15 protein-coding genes are annotated in these 17,525 nt (G+C 49.6%); 11 read left to right on the plus strand and 4 right to left on the minus strand.

Annotated features, from left to right (window positions below):
- Positions 1 to 13 precede the first annotated feature (13 nt).
- From AC3WU2_RS01965 to AC3WU2_RS02005, 9 genes are all read left to right on the plus strand, one after another.
- On the plus strand, positions 14 to 841 hold the full coding sequence (locus AC3WU2_RS01965; RefSeq protein ID WP_492450805.1) for a carbohydrate ABC transporter permease: 828 nt from the start codon (positions 14 to 16) through the stop codon (positions 839 to 841).
- Positions 842 to 875: 34 nt separating this feature from the next.
- Positions 876 to 2,060 (plus strand): response regulator transcription factor, encoded by a 1,185-nt coding sequence (locus AC3WU2_RS01970; protein ID WP_492450807.1) that lies wholly within the window; start codon positions 876 to 878, stop codon positions 2,058 to 2,060.
- Between the two features lie 18 nt (positions 2,061 to 2,078).
- Positions 2,079 to 5,213 (plus strand): beta-galactosidase subunit alpha, encoded by a 3,135-nt coding sequence (gene ebgA, locus AC3WU2_RS01975; protein ID WP_492452151.1) that lies wholly within the window; start codon positions 2,079 to 2,081, stop codon positions 5,211 to 5,213.
- The gene (locus tag AC3WU2_RS01980) at positions 5,206 to 5,988 is read left to right on the plus strand and encodes an SDR family NAD(P)-dependent oxidoreductase (protein ID WP_018756612.1); all 783 of its coding nucleotides are present in this window, start codon (positions 5,206 to 5,208) and stop codon (positions 5,986 to 5,988) included. The genes ebgA and AC3WU2_RS01980 overlap by 8 nt, the downstream gene beginning before the upstream one ends.
- Positions 5,989 to 6,011: 23 nt before the next feature.
- Positions 6,012 to 7,430: an aminomethyl-transferring glycine dehydrogenase subunit GcvPA gene (gene gcvPA / locus AC3WU2_RS01985; RefSeq protein WP_018756611.1), complete on the plus strand. Its 1,419-nt coding sequence runs from the start codon at positions 6,012 to 6,014 to the stop codon at positions 7,428 to 7,430.
- Positions 7,427 to 8,989, plus strand: coding sequence for an aminomethyl-transferring glycine dehydrogenase subunit GcvPB (gene gcvPB, locus AC3WU2_RS01990; RefSeq protein ID WP_492450810.1), 1,563 nt, complete (start codon positions 7,427 to 7,429; stop codon positions 8,987 to 8,989). The genes gcvPA and gcvPB overlap by 4 nt, the downstream gene beginning before the upstream one ends.
- A gap of 163 nt (positions 8,990 to 9,152) precedes the next feature.
- Entirely contained in the window at positions 9,153 to 10,019 is an 867-nt protein-coding gene (locus tag AC3WU2_RS01995; protein WP_492450812.1) for an SPFH domain-containing protein, read from the plus strand.
- A 17-nt stretch (positions 10,020 to 10,036) separates the two neighbouring features.
- Positions 10,037 to 10,231 carry a type II toxin-antitoxin system antitoxin gene (locus AC3WU2_RS02000; protein ID WP_018756608.1) on the plus strand — a complete coding sequence of 65 codons (195 nt, stop codon included), beginning with the start codon at positions 10,037 to 10,039 and terminating at the stop codon, positions 10,229 to 10,231.
- Positions 10,221 to 10,823 carry a hypothetical protein gene (locus AC3WU2_RS02005; RefSeq protein WP_492450814.1) on the plus strand — a complete coding sequence of 201 codons (603 nt, stop codon included), beginning with the start codon at positions 10,221 to 10,223 and terminating at the stop codon, positions 10,821 to 10,823. Before AC3WU2_RS02000 ends, AC3WU2_RS02005 begins: the two co-directional genes overlap by 11 nt.
- 86 nt (positions 10,824 to 10,909) lie before the next feature.
- On the opposite strand, the gene AC3WU2_RS02010 is transcribed toward AC3WU2_RS02005, so the two are convergent.
- Complete coding sequence (locus AC3WU2_RS02010) at positions 10,910 to 12,385, minus strand: aminotransferase class I/II-fold pyridoxal phosphate-dependent enzyme (protein WP_492450816.1); 1,476 nt, start codon at positions 12,383 to 12,385, stop codon at positions 10,910 to 10,912.
- Positions 12,386 to 12,591: 206 nt separating this feature from the next.
- Here AC3WU2_RS02010 and AC3WU2_RS02015 point away from each other — a divergent pair, with 206 nt between their 5' ends.
- Positions 12,592 to 13,857: an MFS transporter gene (locus AC3WU2_RS02015; RefSeq protein WP_492452153.1), complete on the plus strand. Its 1,266-nt coding sequence runs from the start codon at positions 12,592 to 12,594 to the stop codon at positions 13,855 to 13,857.
- A 71-nt stretch (positions 13,858 to 13,928) separates the two neighbouring features.
- Here the strand turns inward: AC3WU2_RS02015 and AC3WU2_RS02020 are convergent, their stop codons facing one another.
- The 3 genes from AC3WU2_RS02020 to AC3WU2_RS02030 are packed head-to-tail and all read right to left on the minus strand — an operon-like array spanning position 13,929 to position 16,403.
- Positions 13,929 to 14,570, minus strand: coding sequence for a DUF1054 domain-containing protein (locus tag AC3WU2_RS02020; protein WP_492450818.1), 642 nt, complete (start codon positions 14,568 to 14,570; stop codon positions 13,929 to 13,931).
- Positions 14,571 to 14,586: 16 nt separating this feature from the next.
- Positions 14,587 to 15,234 carry a response regulator transcription factor gene (locus tag AC3WU2_RS02025; RefSeq protein WP_379342802.1) on the minus strand — a complete coding sequence of 216 codons (648 nt, stop codon included), beginning with the start codon at positions 15,232 to 15,234 and terminating at the stop codon, positions 14,587 to 14,589.
- Positions 15,231 to 16,403 (minus strand): sensor histidine kinase, encoded by a 1,173-nt coding sequence (locus tag AC3WU2_RS02030; RefSeq protein ID WP_492450821.1) that lies wholly within the window; start codon positions 16,401 to 16,403, stop codon positions 15,231 to 15,233. The genes AC3WU2_RS02025 and AC3WU2_RS02030 overlap by 4 nt, the downstream gene beginning before the upstream one ends.
- A gap of 178 nt (positions 16,404 to 16,581) precedes the next feature.
- Between AC3WU2_RS02030 and AC3WU2_RS02035 the strand changes: the two genes are divergently transcribed.
- Complete coding sequence (locus tag AC3WU2_RS02035) at positions 16,582 to 17,517, plus strand: ABC transporter ATP-binding protein (protein WP_492450823.1); 936 nt, start codon at positions 16,582 to 16,584, stop codon at positions 17,515 to 17,517.
- Positions 17,518 to 17,525: the final 8 nt, after the last annotated feature.

Below are 17,525 nucleotides of genomic sequence, written 5' to 3' on the forward strand. Positions count from 1 at the left end.
GGGGCGATGGATCATGAGAATTCAGACGAGAGCATTGTCCATCGTCATGTTGGTGGTATTCCTTGGGATTGCAGCAGCGTTTCTGTTCCCGTTCGCATGGATGATCAGTTCATCGTTCAAGGAAAAGAGTGAAATCTTCGCGAATCCGCCGATTTGGATTCCTGCGAAGCTGCATTTCGAGAACTTCACGCAATTGTTCACGGAGAAAAACTTTGGACGCGTCATTTTGAACAGCTTGTTCACTGCGATTACGGGTACCGTCGGCGGGTTGTTCTTCTGCTCGATGGCAGGATTCGCCTTCGCGAAATACAATTTCCGGGGTAAAGGATTGTTATTCGGTCTCGTACTCGCCTCGCTCATGATTCCAATGGAATCGAGCTTGGTACCGCTCTTCGTCATTTACCGCGATCTCGGAATGATTGATCAACTGTGGGGTGTGATTCTACCGCGGCTCACGAGCGCATTCGGTATTTTCTATATGCGGCAGTATTGCATGACGATTGAGAATGAATTGCTTGAAGCTTCCCGGATTGACGGATGCTCCGAGGCGCGGATTTACTTCCGTATTGTCGCTCCGATCTTGATACCTGCGTTCGCAAGTCTCGGGATTATCTTCTTCGTGGAAGAGTGGAACAACTTCTTGTGGCCGACCATCATTCTACGGTCTCAAGAGAACCTGACCCTCGCGGTCGCCATTCGTGCACTGCAATCGGGTGTTCGGACGCCGTATAACTTGATCATGTCAGGCTCGGTCATCAGCGTTGTGCCGATGCTGCTCGCGATTTTTATATTCCAGAAGCAGATTATCGCCGGACTGACAGAAGGCACGTTAAAAGGATAATGTACTGCACTTGCGGGTGAGGAGGCGTTGTCACTTGGCTATTCGGAACATGAAGGTACTCATCGTCGATGATGAATTAATCGTCCGCCAAGGACTTCGGGCTACAGTGGATTGGGGGCGGTACGGGATGGAAGTCGTCGCGGACGCACCCAATGGACTTAAAGGTTGGGAAGCTTTCTTACAATATAAGCCGGATGTCTTGATCACAGATATTGTGATGCCGAAGCTAAATGGGCTCGAACTCGCCAGAAGAGTGAAGCAAGCTGCGAGCGAGACCCAGATTCTCCTGCTGAGCTGTCACGAGGATTTCTCGTATGCGCAGCAGGGGTTTCGCATCGGCGCATCGGGTTACGTCCTCAAGACAGCGATGGATGAGGAAGAGCTCGGATATTATCTTAAGCAGTTCGAGCAGCAATTCCGGCAGCGCAGTCAAGAGAACCAGGAGCTATCGAACGAGGTCAAAGATCGCCAGGCACACATTTATTCGTGGCTTGGCGGCTTCACCTCTGATATTGATGAACACCTGCAAAGGTGGTTCCAAACCGATTGGGCATGGATGAAGGAAGGCTGTCGAATGTATCTGATTCGCACCGATTCTGAGCAGAAGCTGGATCAGATTGACTGGCTAGGGATGGAACAAGCTGTAGGGCAACCGAACGAACGGATCCCATGCGGGAAGGGGCGCTATCTATTCTTGTGTAGGGCAGAGGCTGATGAGTTGGTCATGTTCCGGCTCAAGTCCGCCAAAAGCTTGAACAAGAAGTTAACTTGGCAGGCTCAAGGCCCCATTCAATCACATGAAGAGTGGGTTCGCAGCATCATGCAGTTGTATCGCCAGGATGAGCTGTGGAGGAAATACGACGTATGGAATGATTCATGGCCAGAGCCCATTATGCACGCCGTTCAGTTGATTCTGGGGGATGAGAGTAACAGCATGTCTGTTGCTGAACTCGCGGATACGGTCGGCTTCAGTCGCAGTCATTTCAGCACCTTATTCAAGCGGGTTGTCGGCGAGAACATTATTGACTTCCAGAGCAAAATGAAGCTTCACAAAGCAGAGTATATGCTGCTCACTACACTGATGAGCGTGAGTGAGATATCAGATCATCTGGGTATGATCGATGCGAATTATTTTAGCAAATGGTTCAAACGTGTTACGGGGCTATCCCCGAGTCAATATCGATCCAGTAAAAAGAACGTCATAAATGAACTGACATAAGGAGGAAGACGCGCTGTGATGAATAACAACACGGTACAGCTGAATGATTGGGAGAACTTAGAGGTATTAGAACGAAATCGGATGAAGAGCCGCACATATTTCCACTCGTATGCCGATGAGACAACTGCATTATCGTATGAGCGGGGACAGTCCCCTTGGTACCAACAATTAAACGGGATGTGGAAGTTCTACTTCGCTGCAGCGCCGCAGCTAGCGCCTGAGTTCTACCGGGCGGATTACGATGTGTCCGGATGGGGCGCGATTGAAGTACCGGGACATTGGCAGCTGCAAGGCTACGGCAAACCGCATTATACGGATTTATTGTATCCGATCCCGGTTGATCCGCCGCGTGTGCCATCGGAAAATCCGACAGGGTGCTATCGCAGAGATTTCTATGTGCCCAAAGCTTGGGATGGCAGACAAATTGTCCTTCGGTTTGAAGGTGTAGATAGTGCTTTCCATCTGTGGGTGAACGGTGAAGAAGTGGGCTACAGCCAAGGCAGCCGGCTCCCATCCGAGTTTGATATAACCAAATATGTCCAATCAGGCCATAACCAACTATCGGTTAAGGTCTATCAGTGGTCCGATGGGACTTATGTTGAGGATCAGGACATGTGGTATATGAGCGGGATTTTCCGGGATGTGAGCCTTTGGGCGCGTTCTGAAGTGCAGGTTCGCGATTTTACGATTCGCACGGACGTGACGGAGGATCATGGGCAAGGGACACTGCATGTAGCAACGAATCTTGCGAACTTAACCGGTCAAGTTGCGTCGGGCTATCAACTCCGTTATGTGTTATGGGATACGCTGCAGCAAACCGAGGTGGGCACAGCCCGCGTAGAGCAAGTTGCGATTCCTGCTGGTGGAGAGACGGACATTCAGGTTCAGATCGAAGTGGCGAATCCATTGCTATGGTCTGCAGAGTCGCCGAATTTATATCATGTATTGATCTGCCTAGAAAATGAGCAAGGCGAATGCATCGAATGCATTCCTTATCGCGTCGGCTTCCGTACCATTGTGATCAAGAAAGGCAACTTCCTCGTGAACGGCGTTGCGATTCAGCTTAAAGGGGTAAACCGTCACGATCATCATCCGGAACTTGGCCGTTATACGCCGCGAGAGACGATGCTTCAAGACGTGCTCATGATGAAGCAGCATAACATTAATGCCGTTCGGACTTCCCATTATCCAAATGACCCTTATTTCTACGATCTGTGTGATGTGTATGGACTGTATGTCATGGATGAGGCCGACCTCGAAACGCATGGCTTCGAGCCGCTCGGTAACATTAGCAAGATCAGCGACGATCCAGCTTGGAGAGAGGTCTACGTTGAACGGATGGAACGCATGGTGGAGCGGGATAAGAACCATCCGAGCATCATCATGTGGTCGATGGGGAATGAGTCTGGCTACGGCTGCAACTTCGAAGCAATGGCAGCTTGGTGCAGAGCGAATGACCCGACACGCATCATTCATTACGAAGAAGATCGCGAAGGGAAGTCCGTCGACGTGATGAGTACGATGTACTCGACCTGCGAGAAGCTGTCCACTCTCTGCGAAGCAGATCTCGAGGTCGCAGAGGACATTCGCAAGCCTCGTATCATTTGTGAGTACGCGCATGCGATGGGCAATGGACCGGGCGGATTGAAGGAATATGACGACGTATTCCGCAAGTATAAAGGACTGCAAGGCGGATTCATCTGGGAGTGGATCGATCATGGGATTCAGCAGGTCAATGACAAAGGAGAAGTGTACTATGCCTACGGCGGCGATTTCGGCGATGATCCGAACAATTCGAACTTCTGTATCGACGGGTTAGTGTTCCCGGACCGTACGCCTTCGCCAGGGTTACTGGAATATAAGAAAATTATTGAGCCGGTCTATACCGAAATGGTGAATGTGGAGCAAGGGCAGCTCGTGATTGAGAACCGTTATGACTTTATTGGACTTGATCATTTGGAACTGAACTGGTCGATTCAGATCGAAGGCGAAGTACGTCAGAGCGGTTCGCAGTTATTGCCGAACGTACAACCGGGCGAGAAAGCGGTTATTACATTACCTTACGATGTGCAAGCCCTGACTTCACGCGTGGACACAACGGCGTATCTGACAATTGGCTATGCATTGCATGCCGACTGCGCATGGGCGAAGAAAGGCCATGAGTTTGCGACAGCGCAATTCGAATTGCCAGTGTTAACAGAGGCGGTTGCGGTAACGACCACCTATCACGAACCTATTCAAGTGGAACAGGCGGGTCAGCGTCTCGCCGTGAAGGGTTACAATTTCGAGCTTGGATTCGATCTCGTACGCGGAAAAATAACGTCTTGGCAGTATGAAGGACATGCGATGATCGAGGACGAAATGGGGCCGCTGCTCTCCTTCTGGCGCGCACCGATCGATAACGATATGTACGTGGTGCAGGATTGGCGCAAGGCTTATGTGCACAAGATGACGCACCGGATTGACCATGTGAAGTGGGAAGCGCTAAGCCCATCGTCGCTACGCATCGAAGTACAAGCACGTGTAGCGCCAATCGTAAGCGACTGGGGCTTCCACGTCACGTATGTCTACAGCGTATCCGGTGACGGACATGTGCAGGTAGACGTTCAAGGTTCACCAATCGGCACACCGCCGAAGATGCTTCCACGCATCGGACTTGAACTGCGCATACCAGGCGCGATGGATCAAGTCGCTTGGGAAGGCAGAGGACCTGGAGAGTCGTATGCGGACAGTAAGCAAGCGAATCTGTTCGGTACGTATAAATCGACGGTGGATGAACTATTCACAAATTATATTTACCCGCAAGACAACGGGAACCGTACCGATGTGGCATGGGCGTCGCTCACGAATAAGCGCGGCATCGGGTTATTCGCAGCAGGTTTGCCGCAGCTCCTCGAGTTCAGCGCGCACCGCTACACGAATGAAGATCTGGAGCAAGCGAAGCATACGACGGACCTCAAGCCGCGTGAGACCATTACGCTGCATCTCGATTACCGCCAGAATGGTCTAGGCAGTAACAGCTGCGGTCAGCCGCAATTGCCGCCGTATGAGCTTCGTCCAGAAGCGTTCCAATTCGGCATGATTCTAAAACCATATTCGAATCAAATGATTTCACCATCTACTTTGCGAAAGGGGTTCAACAACCATGAATAATACTGCTAATATTTTACGCCTGGATTCTAGAGTTGCTGTCGTCACAGGAGGAGCTTCCGGTATTGGATTCGCAACAGCGGAGATGCTCGCGGAGTTTGGTGCGAATGTCATGCTGCTGGATATTAATGAACAACTCGGTGAGCAAGCGGCGGCGACAATTCGTGAGAATGGAGGTCAAGCGAAGTTCTATCGCTGTAACGTGACTTCCGGTGCAGATTGCCAGCAAGTGGTTGAGCAGATCAAGAGCGACTTCGGACGTATCGATATTCTATTTAACAATGCAGGTGTTATTCGCCGGAAGACAGTGGTCGAACTGGAAGAGAAGGATTGGGATCTAGTGATGGACGTGTCGCTGAAAGGGGCATACCTTCTGTCCAAATATGCCATTCCGGTCATGGCTGCGGGTGGTGGCGGAAGTATCGTGAATACCGGTTCCGGTTGGGGACTGAAGGGCGGCGATCAAGCTGCGGCTTACTGCGCAGCCAAAGCGGGTGTCGTTAACCTGACGAAAGCCATGGCGATTGACCACGGTCCGCAAAATATCCGCGTGAACTGTGTATGTCCAGGCGATACGGATACGCCGCTCCTTCGCGATGAAGCAAAGCAGCTAGGCAAAGAGGAGAAATCATTCCTCGTATCTTCGGCATCCGGACGCCCACTAGAGCGTCTTGGCACACCGCGCGATATTGCAGGTACCGTATTATTCTTAGCAAGTGATCTGTCCAGTTGGGTAACAGGCAGTGTTGTTGTCGTTGATGGCGGCGGCTTAGCATAACAAATAACGAATGAGGTGATCGCATGGAAACGCGTAGAAAAGCAAGTGTACATCCCTATATTCCGAATATGATTCCTGAGGTACAGCGTCAGATGCTCGATGAGATCGGTGTCGAACGGATTGAGGACTTATACGATATTATTCCCGATGCCATCAAAATGGATCGCTTAATGGATATGCCTCCTGCATTATCCGAGTTCGAATTAAAGCGGGAGATCGATAAGCTGCTCCAGAAGAACAAGAGTGCGAATGAGACGATCAACTTCCTTGGTGCGGGATGCTGGCAGCATTTCATCCCTGCGGTATGTGATGAGATTAATCAGCGCTCGGAATTTGTAACGGCCTACGCAGGCGAGCCTTATGAAGATAAGGGCCGTTTCCAATCACTATTCGAATACCAGAGCTTGGTGGCAGAGCTCGTCGATATGGATGTTGTGAATGTACCAACGTTCGACTGGGCGCAAGCCGCATCGACATCGCTGCGCATGGCGTCTCGGATTACGGGACGCACGGAAGTCTTGCTTCCTGCGACCATCGATCGTGATAAGCTCATGATTATCGCGAATTATATTACACCGCAATTATCCTATCAGCTTGTTGATTTTAACGACCCGTCAGGTGAGCTGGATCTAGAAGACTTGAAGTCCAAAGTTAATGCGAATACGGCGGCGGTCTACTTCGAGAATCCGACATTCCTCGGTACGATTGAATCGCAAGGACAGCAAATTGCTGACATCGCTCATGCGGCTGGCGCGTTATGCGTCGTCGGTGTCGATCCGAGCTCGCTAGGCGTCTTGAAGCCGCCAAGTCAATACGGCGCAGATATTATCTGCGGTGATCTTCAGCCATTAGGGATGCATATGAACTATGGCGGCGGTCAGGCTGGATTTATTGCGACACGTGATGAAGAGAAATTCGTTATGGAATACCCGTCCCGTCTGTTCGGGATTGCGCCGACGATAGTAGAAGGCGAATATGGCTTCGGGGATGTTGCCTATGATCGTACGTCCTTTGCACATCGCGAGACGGGCAAAGAGTCCGTCGGTACACAGACGGCACTATGGGGGATTACTGCGGGGGTCTACCTTGCATTGCTCGGCCCTTACGGGATGCAAGAGCTCGGTCAGACAATCATGCAGAAATCGCAATATGCAGCAGAACTGCTCGCAGCGATTGATGGCGTAGAGATTCGCTTGCAATCAACCTTCTTCAAAGAGTTCGTCGTTGACTTCAACGGTACAGGCAAGACGGTTCGTGAGATTCATCGTCAATTGCTAGCTGATGGTATTCAAGGCGGTAAAGATCTATCCGAAGATTTCCCTGAACTCGGTCAATGTGCATTGTATTGCGTGACGGAAGTACATGCGAAGGAAGAATTAGAGACGCTTGCTGCAGCCATTCAGAGAGCATGCGTCGTGAAGGAAGAGGTGGAATCGGTATGAAACGGATCGTTAGAGACCATAAGGTGAGAAATTTCCATCAAGCGAAATGGGATGAGCCGATCATATTCGAGCTTCATAAGCCGGGTGAACGCGGTGTTGAGGTTCCGCAAGCAGAAGCGGCGATTGAATCTACCGTAGGTGATGGCATCTCTCGCATTCCGGATGGAATGAAACGCACGACGCCTCCAGCCCTTCCGGAGATTGGTCAGGCGAAAGTGCTTCGTCATTATCTTAGACTATCCCAAGAGACGATGGGCTCCGACTTCAATGTGGAGATTGGCCAAGGGACATGTACGATGAAATACATCCCGAGAGTGAATGAGATGATGATTCGGACGCCGAAAATCATGGATCTGCATCCGTTACAAGATGTAAGTAATTCGCAAGGGATTCTGGAAGTCTTCTACAAGCTGGATCTCGCGATGCGAGAAATTTCCGGGATGGACAAATTCACGTTCCAACCAAGCAGTGGAACACAAGCTTTGCTCGCTATGGCTTCGATCGTGCGCGCTTATCATAACTCCAGAGGCGAAGGCGAACAGCGTAACGAGATCATTACGACGATCTTCTCGCATCCGTCTCAAGCGGCAACAGCGGTCGTGAAAGGCTATAAGATCATTACATTGTATCCGGATGCGGATGGCTTCCCGAACATCGAGGAGCTGAAGAAAGTGATCTCGAGCCGCACAGCAGGCTTCGTCGTAGCGAATCCAGAGGATACAGGCATCTATAATCCACGGATCAAAGAGTTCACTGACCTTGTTCATGAAGCGGGCGGGATTTGCTATTACGATCAGGCGAATGCGAACGGACTGCTCGGCGTAACACGCGCTAAGGAAGCGGGCTTCGATATGTGCTTCTTCAATTTGCATAAGACGTTCGCTGCACCGCATATGTGCGGTGGGCCGGCGACGGGCGCGCTCGGTGTCGTGGATACACTCATTCCGTTCCTACCGGGGCCGATCGTGGAATACGATGGCACGAGCTATGATCTGAAGGAAGTCGGCGACTTAAGCATCGGTAAAGTCCGCAGCTTCCACGGGGTTGCACAGACGATTCTTCGCTCCTATGCATGGGTTCGCAGCCTAGGTGCCGAAGGCTTGCGTCAGGTGGCACATACAGCTGTGCTGAACAATAATTACTTGTATCACAAAATCCTTCAAATCCGCGGCGCATCAGCTCCATATGTGAAAGGGAACCGCTTAGAGCAGGTTCGTTATAGCTGGGAGCAAATGACGCAGGAGACAGGCGTAACGACAGAGGACGTAACCCGCCGGATGTGTGACTTCGGTCTTCACTACTGGACTAGTCATCATCCCTATGTCGTGCCACAGCCATTCACGCTGGAGCCTACCGAATCTTATTCGAAAGAGGATTTGGATGAATACATTAATGCCCTCCAACAGATCTCGGACGAAGCGTACAGCAATCCCGAGATTGTGAAGAACGCGCCAACGCGCAGTACGGTGCACCGTATCGAGGATTCGAGCTTTGATGACCCAGAGAAATGGTGTATTACGTGGAGAGCGTATTTGAAGAAGACGACGCCGAGCGAATAATGGCGCACGTATAAGTAAAATCCAGAGAAACTAGCTTCTACCATCTGATGGTCGAAGCTAGTTTTTTTGTGTTGTGACGACTATCGGATATAAATATTAATTTACAATATTAGTTAAAAGTGATATCATTAAGATATCTTAGAGATATTAAGGAGTGAGTTGTATGTTTCAGGAGAAGAATAGTCCTAGCGTGAATGGCTTTTGGGGATTACTGCTAGCGCTTGTGGCCATCGGGGCAGGTGTGTATGTTCTTATTGCGGGTGGCAGTGCTTCGAATGGTCTTTTGATTGCATTAGGGGTCGTGCTTGAAGTGATCGCCGTCATCTTGTTGACAGGGCTAACGATCGTGCAGCCGAATCAAGCGAATGTCATTACCTTTTTCGGTCAATATTTAGGTGTCATTCGTCAGAGTGGTTTCTATATGACGGTTCCTTTCTCATCTCACAAGAAAGTATCCTTGCGTGTTCGCAATTTTAATAGCGCTAAGTTAAAGGTTAACGATGTGGAAGGGAATCCGATTGAGATCGCAGCTGTTGTCGTATTTTCCGTGGTGGATTCGGCGAAAGCGCTGTTTGAAGTGGATGAATATGAGACGTTCGTCGAAATTCAGAGTGAGACGGCGTTACGTCATGTTGCGAGTAAATATCCTTATGACGGTGCGGATGGAGCAGGCTTCTCGCTGCGCAGCAACGCGGAAGAGATCGCGATGGAGCTCAGCACAGAACTTCAGAATCGTCTTGCCATTGCAGGGGTTAACGTGATTGAATCTCGACTAACGCACCTTGCCTATTCAACGGAAATCGCAAGTGCAATGCTGCAGCGCCAGCAGGCATCAGCAATCATTGCTGCACGTGAGAAAATCGTTGAGGGTGCTGTAACCATGGTTCAAATGGCAATTCAGCGCCTAGAGGCGGATGGCGCTGTGGAGCTGGATGAAGAGCGCAAAGCTGCGATGATTAACAATTTACTCGTCGCGGTAGTGTCGGATCGGTCTGCCCAGCCGGTGATCAATACGAGCTCACTGTACTAAAGGAGTAATCCGTTACCATGGCAGGTAAGAAGAAGAGTTTTCCTCTACGCCTTGATCCGACCATATACGAGGCTTTGGAGCGCTGGGCAGCGGATGAATTTCGAAGCGTAAATGGTCATATGGAATATTTGCTGCGTGAAGCACTAAGAGAGGCGGGACGTCTCCCCGTGGTGAAGCGGCACAGGAAGGAGGAGGATTCGGATGACGAGTAATTCGAAGAAGGACTTCGTTCGTAAGAAGTGGTGGGAGCCGAAGAGTACGGAGGTTCTCCGTCAATATGCGCATACCAATCATGGAACCTATCATGCCTCCTCCTTGAAAGGCTTCAACTACACACCGCAGCATGTGATGGTCAACGCCCGCAAAGGGGCAGGGGAGATGCAGGTGATCATTATCGAATCGGGGAATAATGCAGGTTCGTCCGATACGTTAGAAATCGTATACACCTATCGACCACGACGTAAGCTGGAATTCTCTTTGTCTTCAGCGAAGCGGATCGATTTCTGGCTGCAGCGATTACGGCCGACAACGATGCCTAATGCTGCACTGGCTAAGCTGTTTAAGGGTAGTTCAACCCACCCTAGCATACTCCGGTCTGTACTGAAGCACGAACAGCTTCACGACAGGCTCATTGAGCATCCCAGTGCGGAAATTCGACTGCGCATCGAAGACCATAACGCTAAGCTCACGTATCGTGAACGTATCAAGAAGCTTGATGAGCACAATATAGCTGCGAGTGTGGAGATGATGGAGCAGCTCATCGAAGCACTTCAGGATCAGAGTGTTATTTATGAATCGCGATAATTTGACATTCGGCATCATTTGCGCCATATAACGAAAGGACCACCCTTGAGTTCAATCTGAACTCAAGGGTGGTCCTTTTTTATTGATTAGAAAATCGCTTCTGTCTCGACAATAACTTTCACGTTCTTAATACTGCGGTCTTCTGGTCCTTTGACCGGTAACCCGACTTCGACATGATCCATGATGTAATTAATGTTCTCTTGCGAGATCACTTCACCTGGCAATAGAATCGGGATGCCTGGCGGATAGACGTAGATGAATTCCGCGATGATACGTCCTGCGGATTCCTTGAACGGAATCACTTCCGTATCTGCGTAGAACGCTTCACGCGGTGTCAAGGAGAGGTGCGGGATCTCAGGGATCTTCACGACCACTTCTTTCACTTCATTCATGTTGTAGAAGGCTTCTGACATTTCACGAAGCGCTCGGAGGAGCGTATCTACCGTTTCCTGTCTGTCCCCTGGTGTTACCAGACACAGAATGTTGTACATATCACTGAGCTCTACTTCGAGATTGTAATGCTCGCGCAGCCAGTTCTCCGCTTCATAGCCAGTCATGCCAAGATGGCGAACGTGGATCGTGACTTTCGTCGGATCGTAGTTATACGTCGCTTCGTCGCCTAGGATCTCATCGCCGAAGCAATAGAGGCCAGGTATCGAATTGATTACTGTACGGGCATACTGCGCGAGTCGAATAGCTTCTTCTGCAATGGCATGACCGTTAAGCGCTAGATTGCGACGGGATGTATCTAATGAAGCGAGCAGGATATAGGATGTCGATGTCGTCGTCAACATACTGATAATCGTTTGTACACGCTGCTGATTAATATAGCCGTTCTTCGTATTCACATTAAGCACCGAACTTTGCGTCATAGAGCCGCCCAGCTTGTGCACGCTTGTCGCTGCCATATCAGCGCCTGCTTGCATTGCAGACATTGGCAGATCCTCATGGAAATGAATGAGTACACCATGTGCCTCATCGACAAGAACAGGTACGTGGAAGGAATGCGCTAGATCAACGATTTCTTTCAAGTCGGCACAGATGCCGTAATACGTCGGGTTAATGACCAGAACAGCCTTGGCATCCGGGTGTTTCGTCAATGCCCGGCGAACGGACCGCGTCGTGATACCATGATCGATTCCGAGATTCTCGTCACGTGCCGGCGAGATAAAGACCGGACGCGCGCCAGAGAAGATGATGGCGGACATAATCGATTTGTGAACGTTACGTGGGACGATAATCTTATCGCCTGGCGAACAGACGGACATGATCATCGTCATGATCGCGCCGCTTGTTCCTTGGACAGAGAACAAGGTGTGGTCCGAACCGAAGGCGTCAGCAGCAAGCTTCTGTGCCTCTTCAATTACGCCAGTCGGCTGATGCAGGTCATCTAGGGGAGCAATATTAATCAAGTCTATAGAAAAGGCGTTATCGCCGATAAATTCACGGAATTCTTGATCAGAGCCGGCTCCTTTTTTATGGCCTGGGATGTGAAACTGAACGGGATTGCTCGCAGCATGCTGCCGAAGAGCAGTGAACAAAGGTGTACGTGAATGATCCATTCTTTCATCCCAACTTTCTCGAATTAATAAACAAACAAGGAGAAGTATAACAAAAACGTGGGGGAATGCAAGCAATTTATTAGTGGATATTTGGAAGATTTCATGGACAATGTGCAATTTTTCCATCATCTTGGGCCACACTAAAGAAATAGGTGTACCTGCGGACTTGAAAAGGACGACGAAGTTGAAGGAGGAGTTGGTTGGATATGGAAAGGGCGAAGATGAAGGGGAAGCTGCGGCACTTGTTCTCCCCATTTGTTATTGAATTGCTAATCATTCTATTTCTTGTGGAATTTGTGAAAGGAGCGCTGCTCGTCACGATCCTTCCCATTTATATGGGGACGGTCCTTGGACTCTCAGCCTTTGCGATTGGCTGGGCCTTCTCGCTACAATATATCGGTGATAACATATTCCGCAGTCCGCTAGGTTGGATTACAGAACGAGTAGGCTACCGAATCAGCATGCTAGTGGGATTGATCATCACCTTCATATCCGTGGGGCTCATCGCTTTTACCTCGAATTTATTTCTAATCGTATTTGCCTGTTTATTGCTCGGGATCGGGACGTCTCCGCTCTGGCCATGCGTTATTACAGGCACGACACAGGTAGCGGGAGAGAAGGCGCAGGGGACGGTGCTTAGCATTGTCTATTTCGCTTGGCTCAGTGGAACCGGAGCGGGACCTATTGTCATTAATTTTTTTGTTACTAAGTCGTATGCACCGGCTTTTCGAGTCTTGTTAATCTGTATGGCTGTCGTCACGATTGTTGCTCTTTTTTTGCCGGGAAGACAGCAAACAGAGGAGCTGCATGCGCAAGAGGGCATACCGAATTTGAAGTCCAACGCGAGGCTGTCTGTTCAGAATCTGTCTGGTAAAATACGAGAGACCTTGCAAGAGGTGCGGCGCAATCTGCACGTAAGCTGGCAATTTTTCGTCGCGCTTTTTCTGCAGACCTTCTCGATCGGCTTACTTACACCGGTGATTACTCTATATGCCCGAACGGTCATTGGCCTCACGCCAGGACAGTACAGTGTCCTGCTGATGATTGGCGGAGGGATTACCGTGCTGGCGCTTATTCCGATGGGAAGATGGGTGGATAAGATTGGGACGAAATGGTTCTTGCACATCGGATTTGGATTAACGGCCGTCACGTTGTTCTTCTTCGCGACTGCACGCTCGATGTTCCTTGTCTATATCTTGGTCTGTCTCATTGGCATTGGTTACGCACTGATCGTTCCCGCGTGGAATGCTTATATTGCTTCCGTAATTCCGAAGTCTGAGCGAGGGGCCGTCTGGGGATTTTTCCTTACGATTGAAGGATCAGGGATGGTTGTTGGTCCGATTATATCGGGTAGACTGTGGGATATTCTTGGTACGCATGCGCCGTTCTACGGCAGCAGTTTGGTGTTAGCCGTATTATTCGGGATTCATTGGTATATGACTTCGAGACCACGTGCAAAAGTGACGGCTTGATGACAAAAATAAAAGGCAGTACGGTGTCCGATAGAGGTCACTGTACTGCCTTTTCATATTCACTGCGAAGATTAGAATGCGAGTCGATATAGCGGCAATAACTGCTCAAAGGTATGCTCAATGGTCGAGAGCAGTTTCTCTCCGTCGGTAAGCAGCGGATTATCGCGATCAATACGTAGGCCGCAGAGTACTTCTGATTTCTGAATGTGCTGCAACTTGTGAATGATGGTCTCGAAAGCCTCCTCATTCATGTCTGCATGCGATGTTCCCTCTGGCTTCATATGATCGAGAGACCAGAAGAAGTTCGACGGGACTGCTGCACGTACGTCTTGCAGATGCTCGGATAGATGCTTTGCGAACACCTTCTTATTATCACTCTCATAGATGACAGCAAAAATAATGAAGAGATGTGACTCGAACATGCCGACTTGAAAATGCGGATGAGCTTTGTAGCCGCGTTTGTTATTCGCCCATGCGACCCATGTATCATTAGGCGGGTTGATGGTGCGTCTTGCATGCTTCGCGACGTGGGGAAACATCTCTTCTCCACAGAGTGCCGTAAGATGGGGTGCAAGTTGGTTGCCAAGCTCCGTGAGTTTCGGACGGACTCGCTCGATTAAAGCGCTCATACGCGCTTCTAGCCCAGGAATAGCGAAGACATCGAAGTCCGCTGCAACAAAATTCGTATTTATAGCTTGTGTATTGGTTGTCATGATGAGGTTAGGCCTCCTATGTAAGGTAAAAGATTGCAATTTGCGTTCGATCTCTTAATGATAATTTGCTAAGGATGTCGGAAATATAATTTTTCACCGTACCTTCGCTAAGGAAGAGCGTCTGCGCAATTTCTTTATTGGATTTACCCGCAGCGATGAGTTCCACGATCTGTTGCTCAGCTTTCGATAACTGGTGCTGAGCAAGCTTCGCGCTGCGATCCAATGAAGCTGGGTTCGGTCTAGGTTCACTGACGAGGGTCGCGAGCTTCCTCGCAATATCCGGATGAATGAGCAAGTCGCCGCGATGTACAGTTCGAATGCCTTCCATAATCCGTTCTGGAGGTATGTTCTTGAGCAGATACCCGCCCGCACCGTTGCGAATAGCCTCCACAATATAATCATCATCATCGAATGTCGTTAAGATGAGGACGGCAATATGAGGCGCATGTGCCTTGATTAGCTTCGTTCCTTGCACACCATCGCATTCGGGCATCCGAATATCCATTAGCACGAGTTCGACTTCGGGATGCGACTGAATGAAGGCGAGTGCCTCATTTCCATTCGCGCATGTACCCACGACCTCAATATCCTGCTGTAAATCAAGGATCATCTTCAAGCTCTCACGGATGAATGCATCGTCATCCACGAGGAGGATTCGAATCATAGTGTTGCTCCTTCCGATAAGGTACTTTCTTTAGGATAATGCGGCAGGCGCGTGATGATGCTGAATTGATCGTCACAAATCCAATGGAGCTGTCCACCGATTAGATGAACACGTTCTTCCATGCCCCGCATGCCTATGCCTTTCCGTATTTGCTCCGAATCTGGCACGCCCCCATTATTGCTGATCCGCATTTGGATCTGATCTGGTTCGTAACATAGTAGAATGTGAACCTCGGTTGCTCCCCCATGGCGAAGCGCATTCGTGATGGCTTCTTGCGCATTGCGGTAGAGTACATATTCGATGCTAGGATATAGCGCGTAAGGCAGACCTTCCACGTGGTATTCCATGGCAATTCCGAAGGTTTCACGGGTCGATTGAATCAAGTGATCCAGCGAATATTGCTGGGAATCTTGAATAGGCGGCGCAATGCGTCGTACGGTCCGGCGAAGCGTCTCCATGGAATCGCTCATTTGATCGCGAACCTGTTCGAGCATGGCGATCGCTTGATCGGGCTTCGTCTTGTAGATCTGTAGAATGGCTTCCGTCATCATCTTCTGCCGTATAAGTCGATGTCCAAGATCGTCATGGATGTCTTTCGAGATCCGATTCCGTTCCTCGAGCTGAGCGAATTGCTCCACCTGCTTCGCGTATTGGACAAGTCGTGTTCGGGCATCGCTGAGCTCCAGATGGCTTAAGCTTAGTTGATCGTACAGCGTTTCCGCCTCATTCTTCTGAACCGAAGTCATGCGAATGCCGATCAGCAGCAGGGCGGTAAGCAGGAATGTCACATTGGCGACGAACACCATCATGCTAGGCTGATGGATTAGTGTGATGTTATACCCAATGAGCAGGAGAAGACAACCAGCGATCTGGTGATTCAGATCTTTCCATGGTGTCGATTGCTCGAACAACGCGACTAACGGAGATAACAGCATTAAGAACGTGATGCCTTGGTAGTGAAGACTGATATAGGTGCAGAGCGCCGTTTCTGCTGCGAATAGGATAAAGGCAAATGGTTGCAGCTTTAGTAATCGCACACGAGCTAGCAGCAACGTCATGAGGGTGAATGCGACATACACAGCGGGGGATCCGATATCTCCCCACCAGATCGTTCCGATGGCCGGAATGACTAGGAGGAGATGGCGCATCCAGGATAAAATGGCAAACATATTGGCACACCCTTCGTCCAAAATCATGAAAATAGTATACCACACCAAGCCATCATGGTCATGAGATGACTTTAGTCACCTCAACTTCATGACGAATCGGACGTGTGTGACCGAGAAATATCTCCTACAATGAGTACATACCACATAACGGAGATGGAACGGAAGGGGATATAAGGCGATGAGTTTTGTTGAATTGAAACAAGTGTTGAAACGTTATGATACGAAGGTGACGGTGAACCATTTAAGCCTCAAAATCGAGAAGGGTGAAGTATTCGGCTTATTAGGACCGAACGGTGCGGGCAAGAGTACGACGATCCATATGCTGACTGGCCTCTTGCCTTATGATCAAGGTGAAATTCTTATCGATGGACGATCAGTCCACAAGCATACGATAGATATCAAAAAGAAGATCGGACTTGTGCCGCAAGACTTAGCGATTTATGAGACCTTAACGGCACGCGAGAACGTGACATTCTTTGGTCGATTGTACGGTCTTAGCGGCAAGCTGCTGCGTGAGCGGGTAGACGAAGCACTCGATTTCGTCGGGCTGAAAGATCGTGCGGGAGATAAGCCGGGGGCCTACTCGGGCGGGATGAAGCGCAGATTGAATATCGCTTGTGCCATCATGCATCATCCAGAGCTTATCATTATGGATGAACCGACTGTAGGGATTGATCCACAGTCTCGTAATCACATCATGGAGTCGATTCGGAAGCTCAATGCCATGGGATCGACGATTATATACACGAGTCATTATATGGAAGAGGTTGAAGCGATCAGTACTCGGGTCGGGATTATGGACCACGGCAAACTGATTGCATGCGGTACGAAGGAAGAACTGCTTGAACAACTTGGACGTGATGAGAAAATGTTTATTACCGTGGATACATTGCGAGATTCCGTTCTCGTTGAACTTCGCCAGCACCCGCATATTCTGAGTGTTGAGGTTCTGGGGAATGAGCTAGAGATGATGCTGAAGCCAACGGATACGGTATTTCAAGATATTCTATTCATTCTGTCAAATCATCAGATTAAGCCGATATCTTTCAAACGTGAAGAACCGAATTTGGAGACGCTGTTCTTATCATTAACAGGACGTACCTTGCGTGACTAGGGGGGGGG

The organism is Paenibacillus sp. EB106-05-06-XG162, from assembly GCF_058791655.1.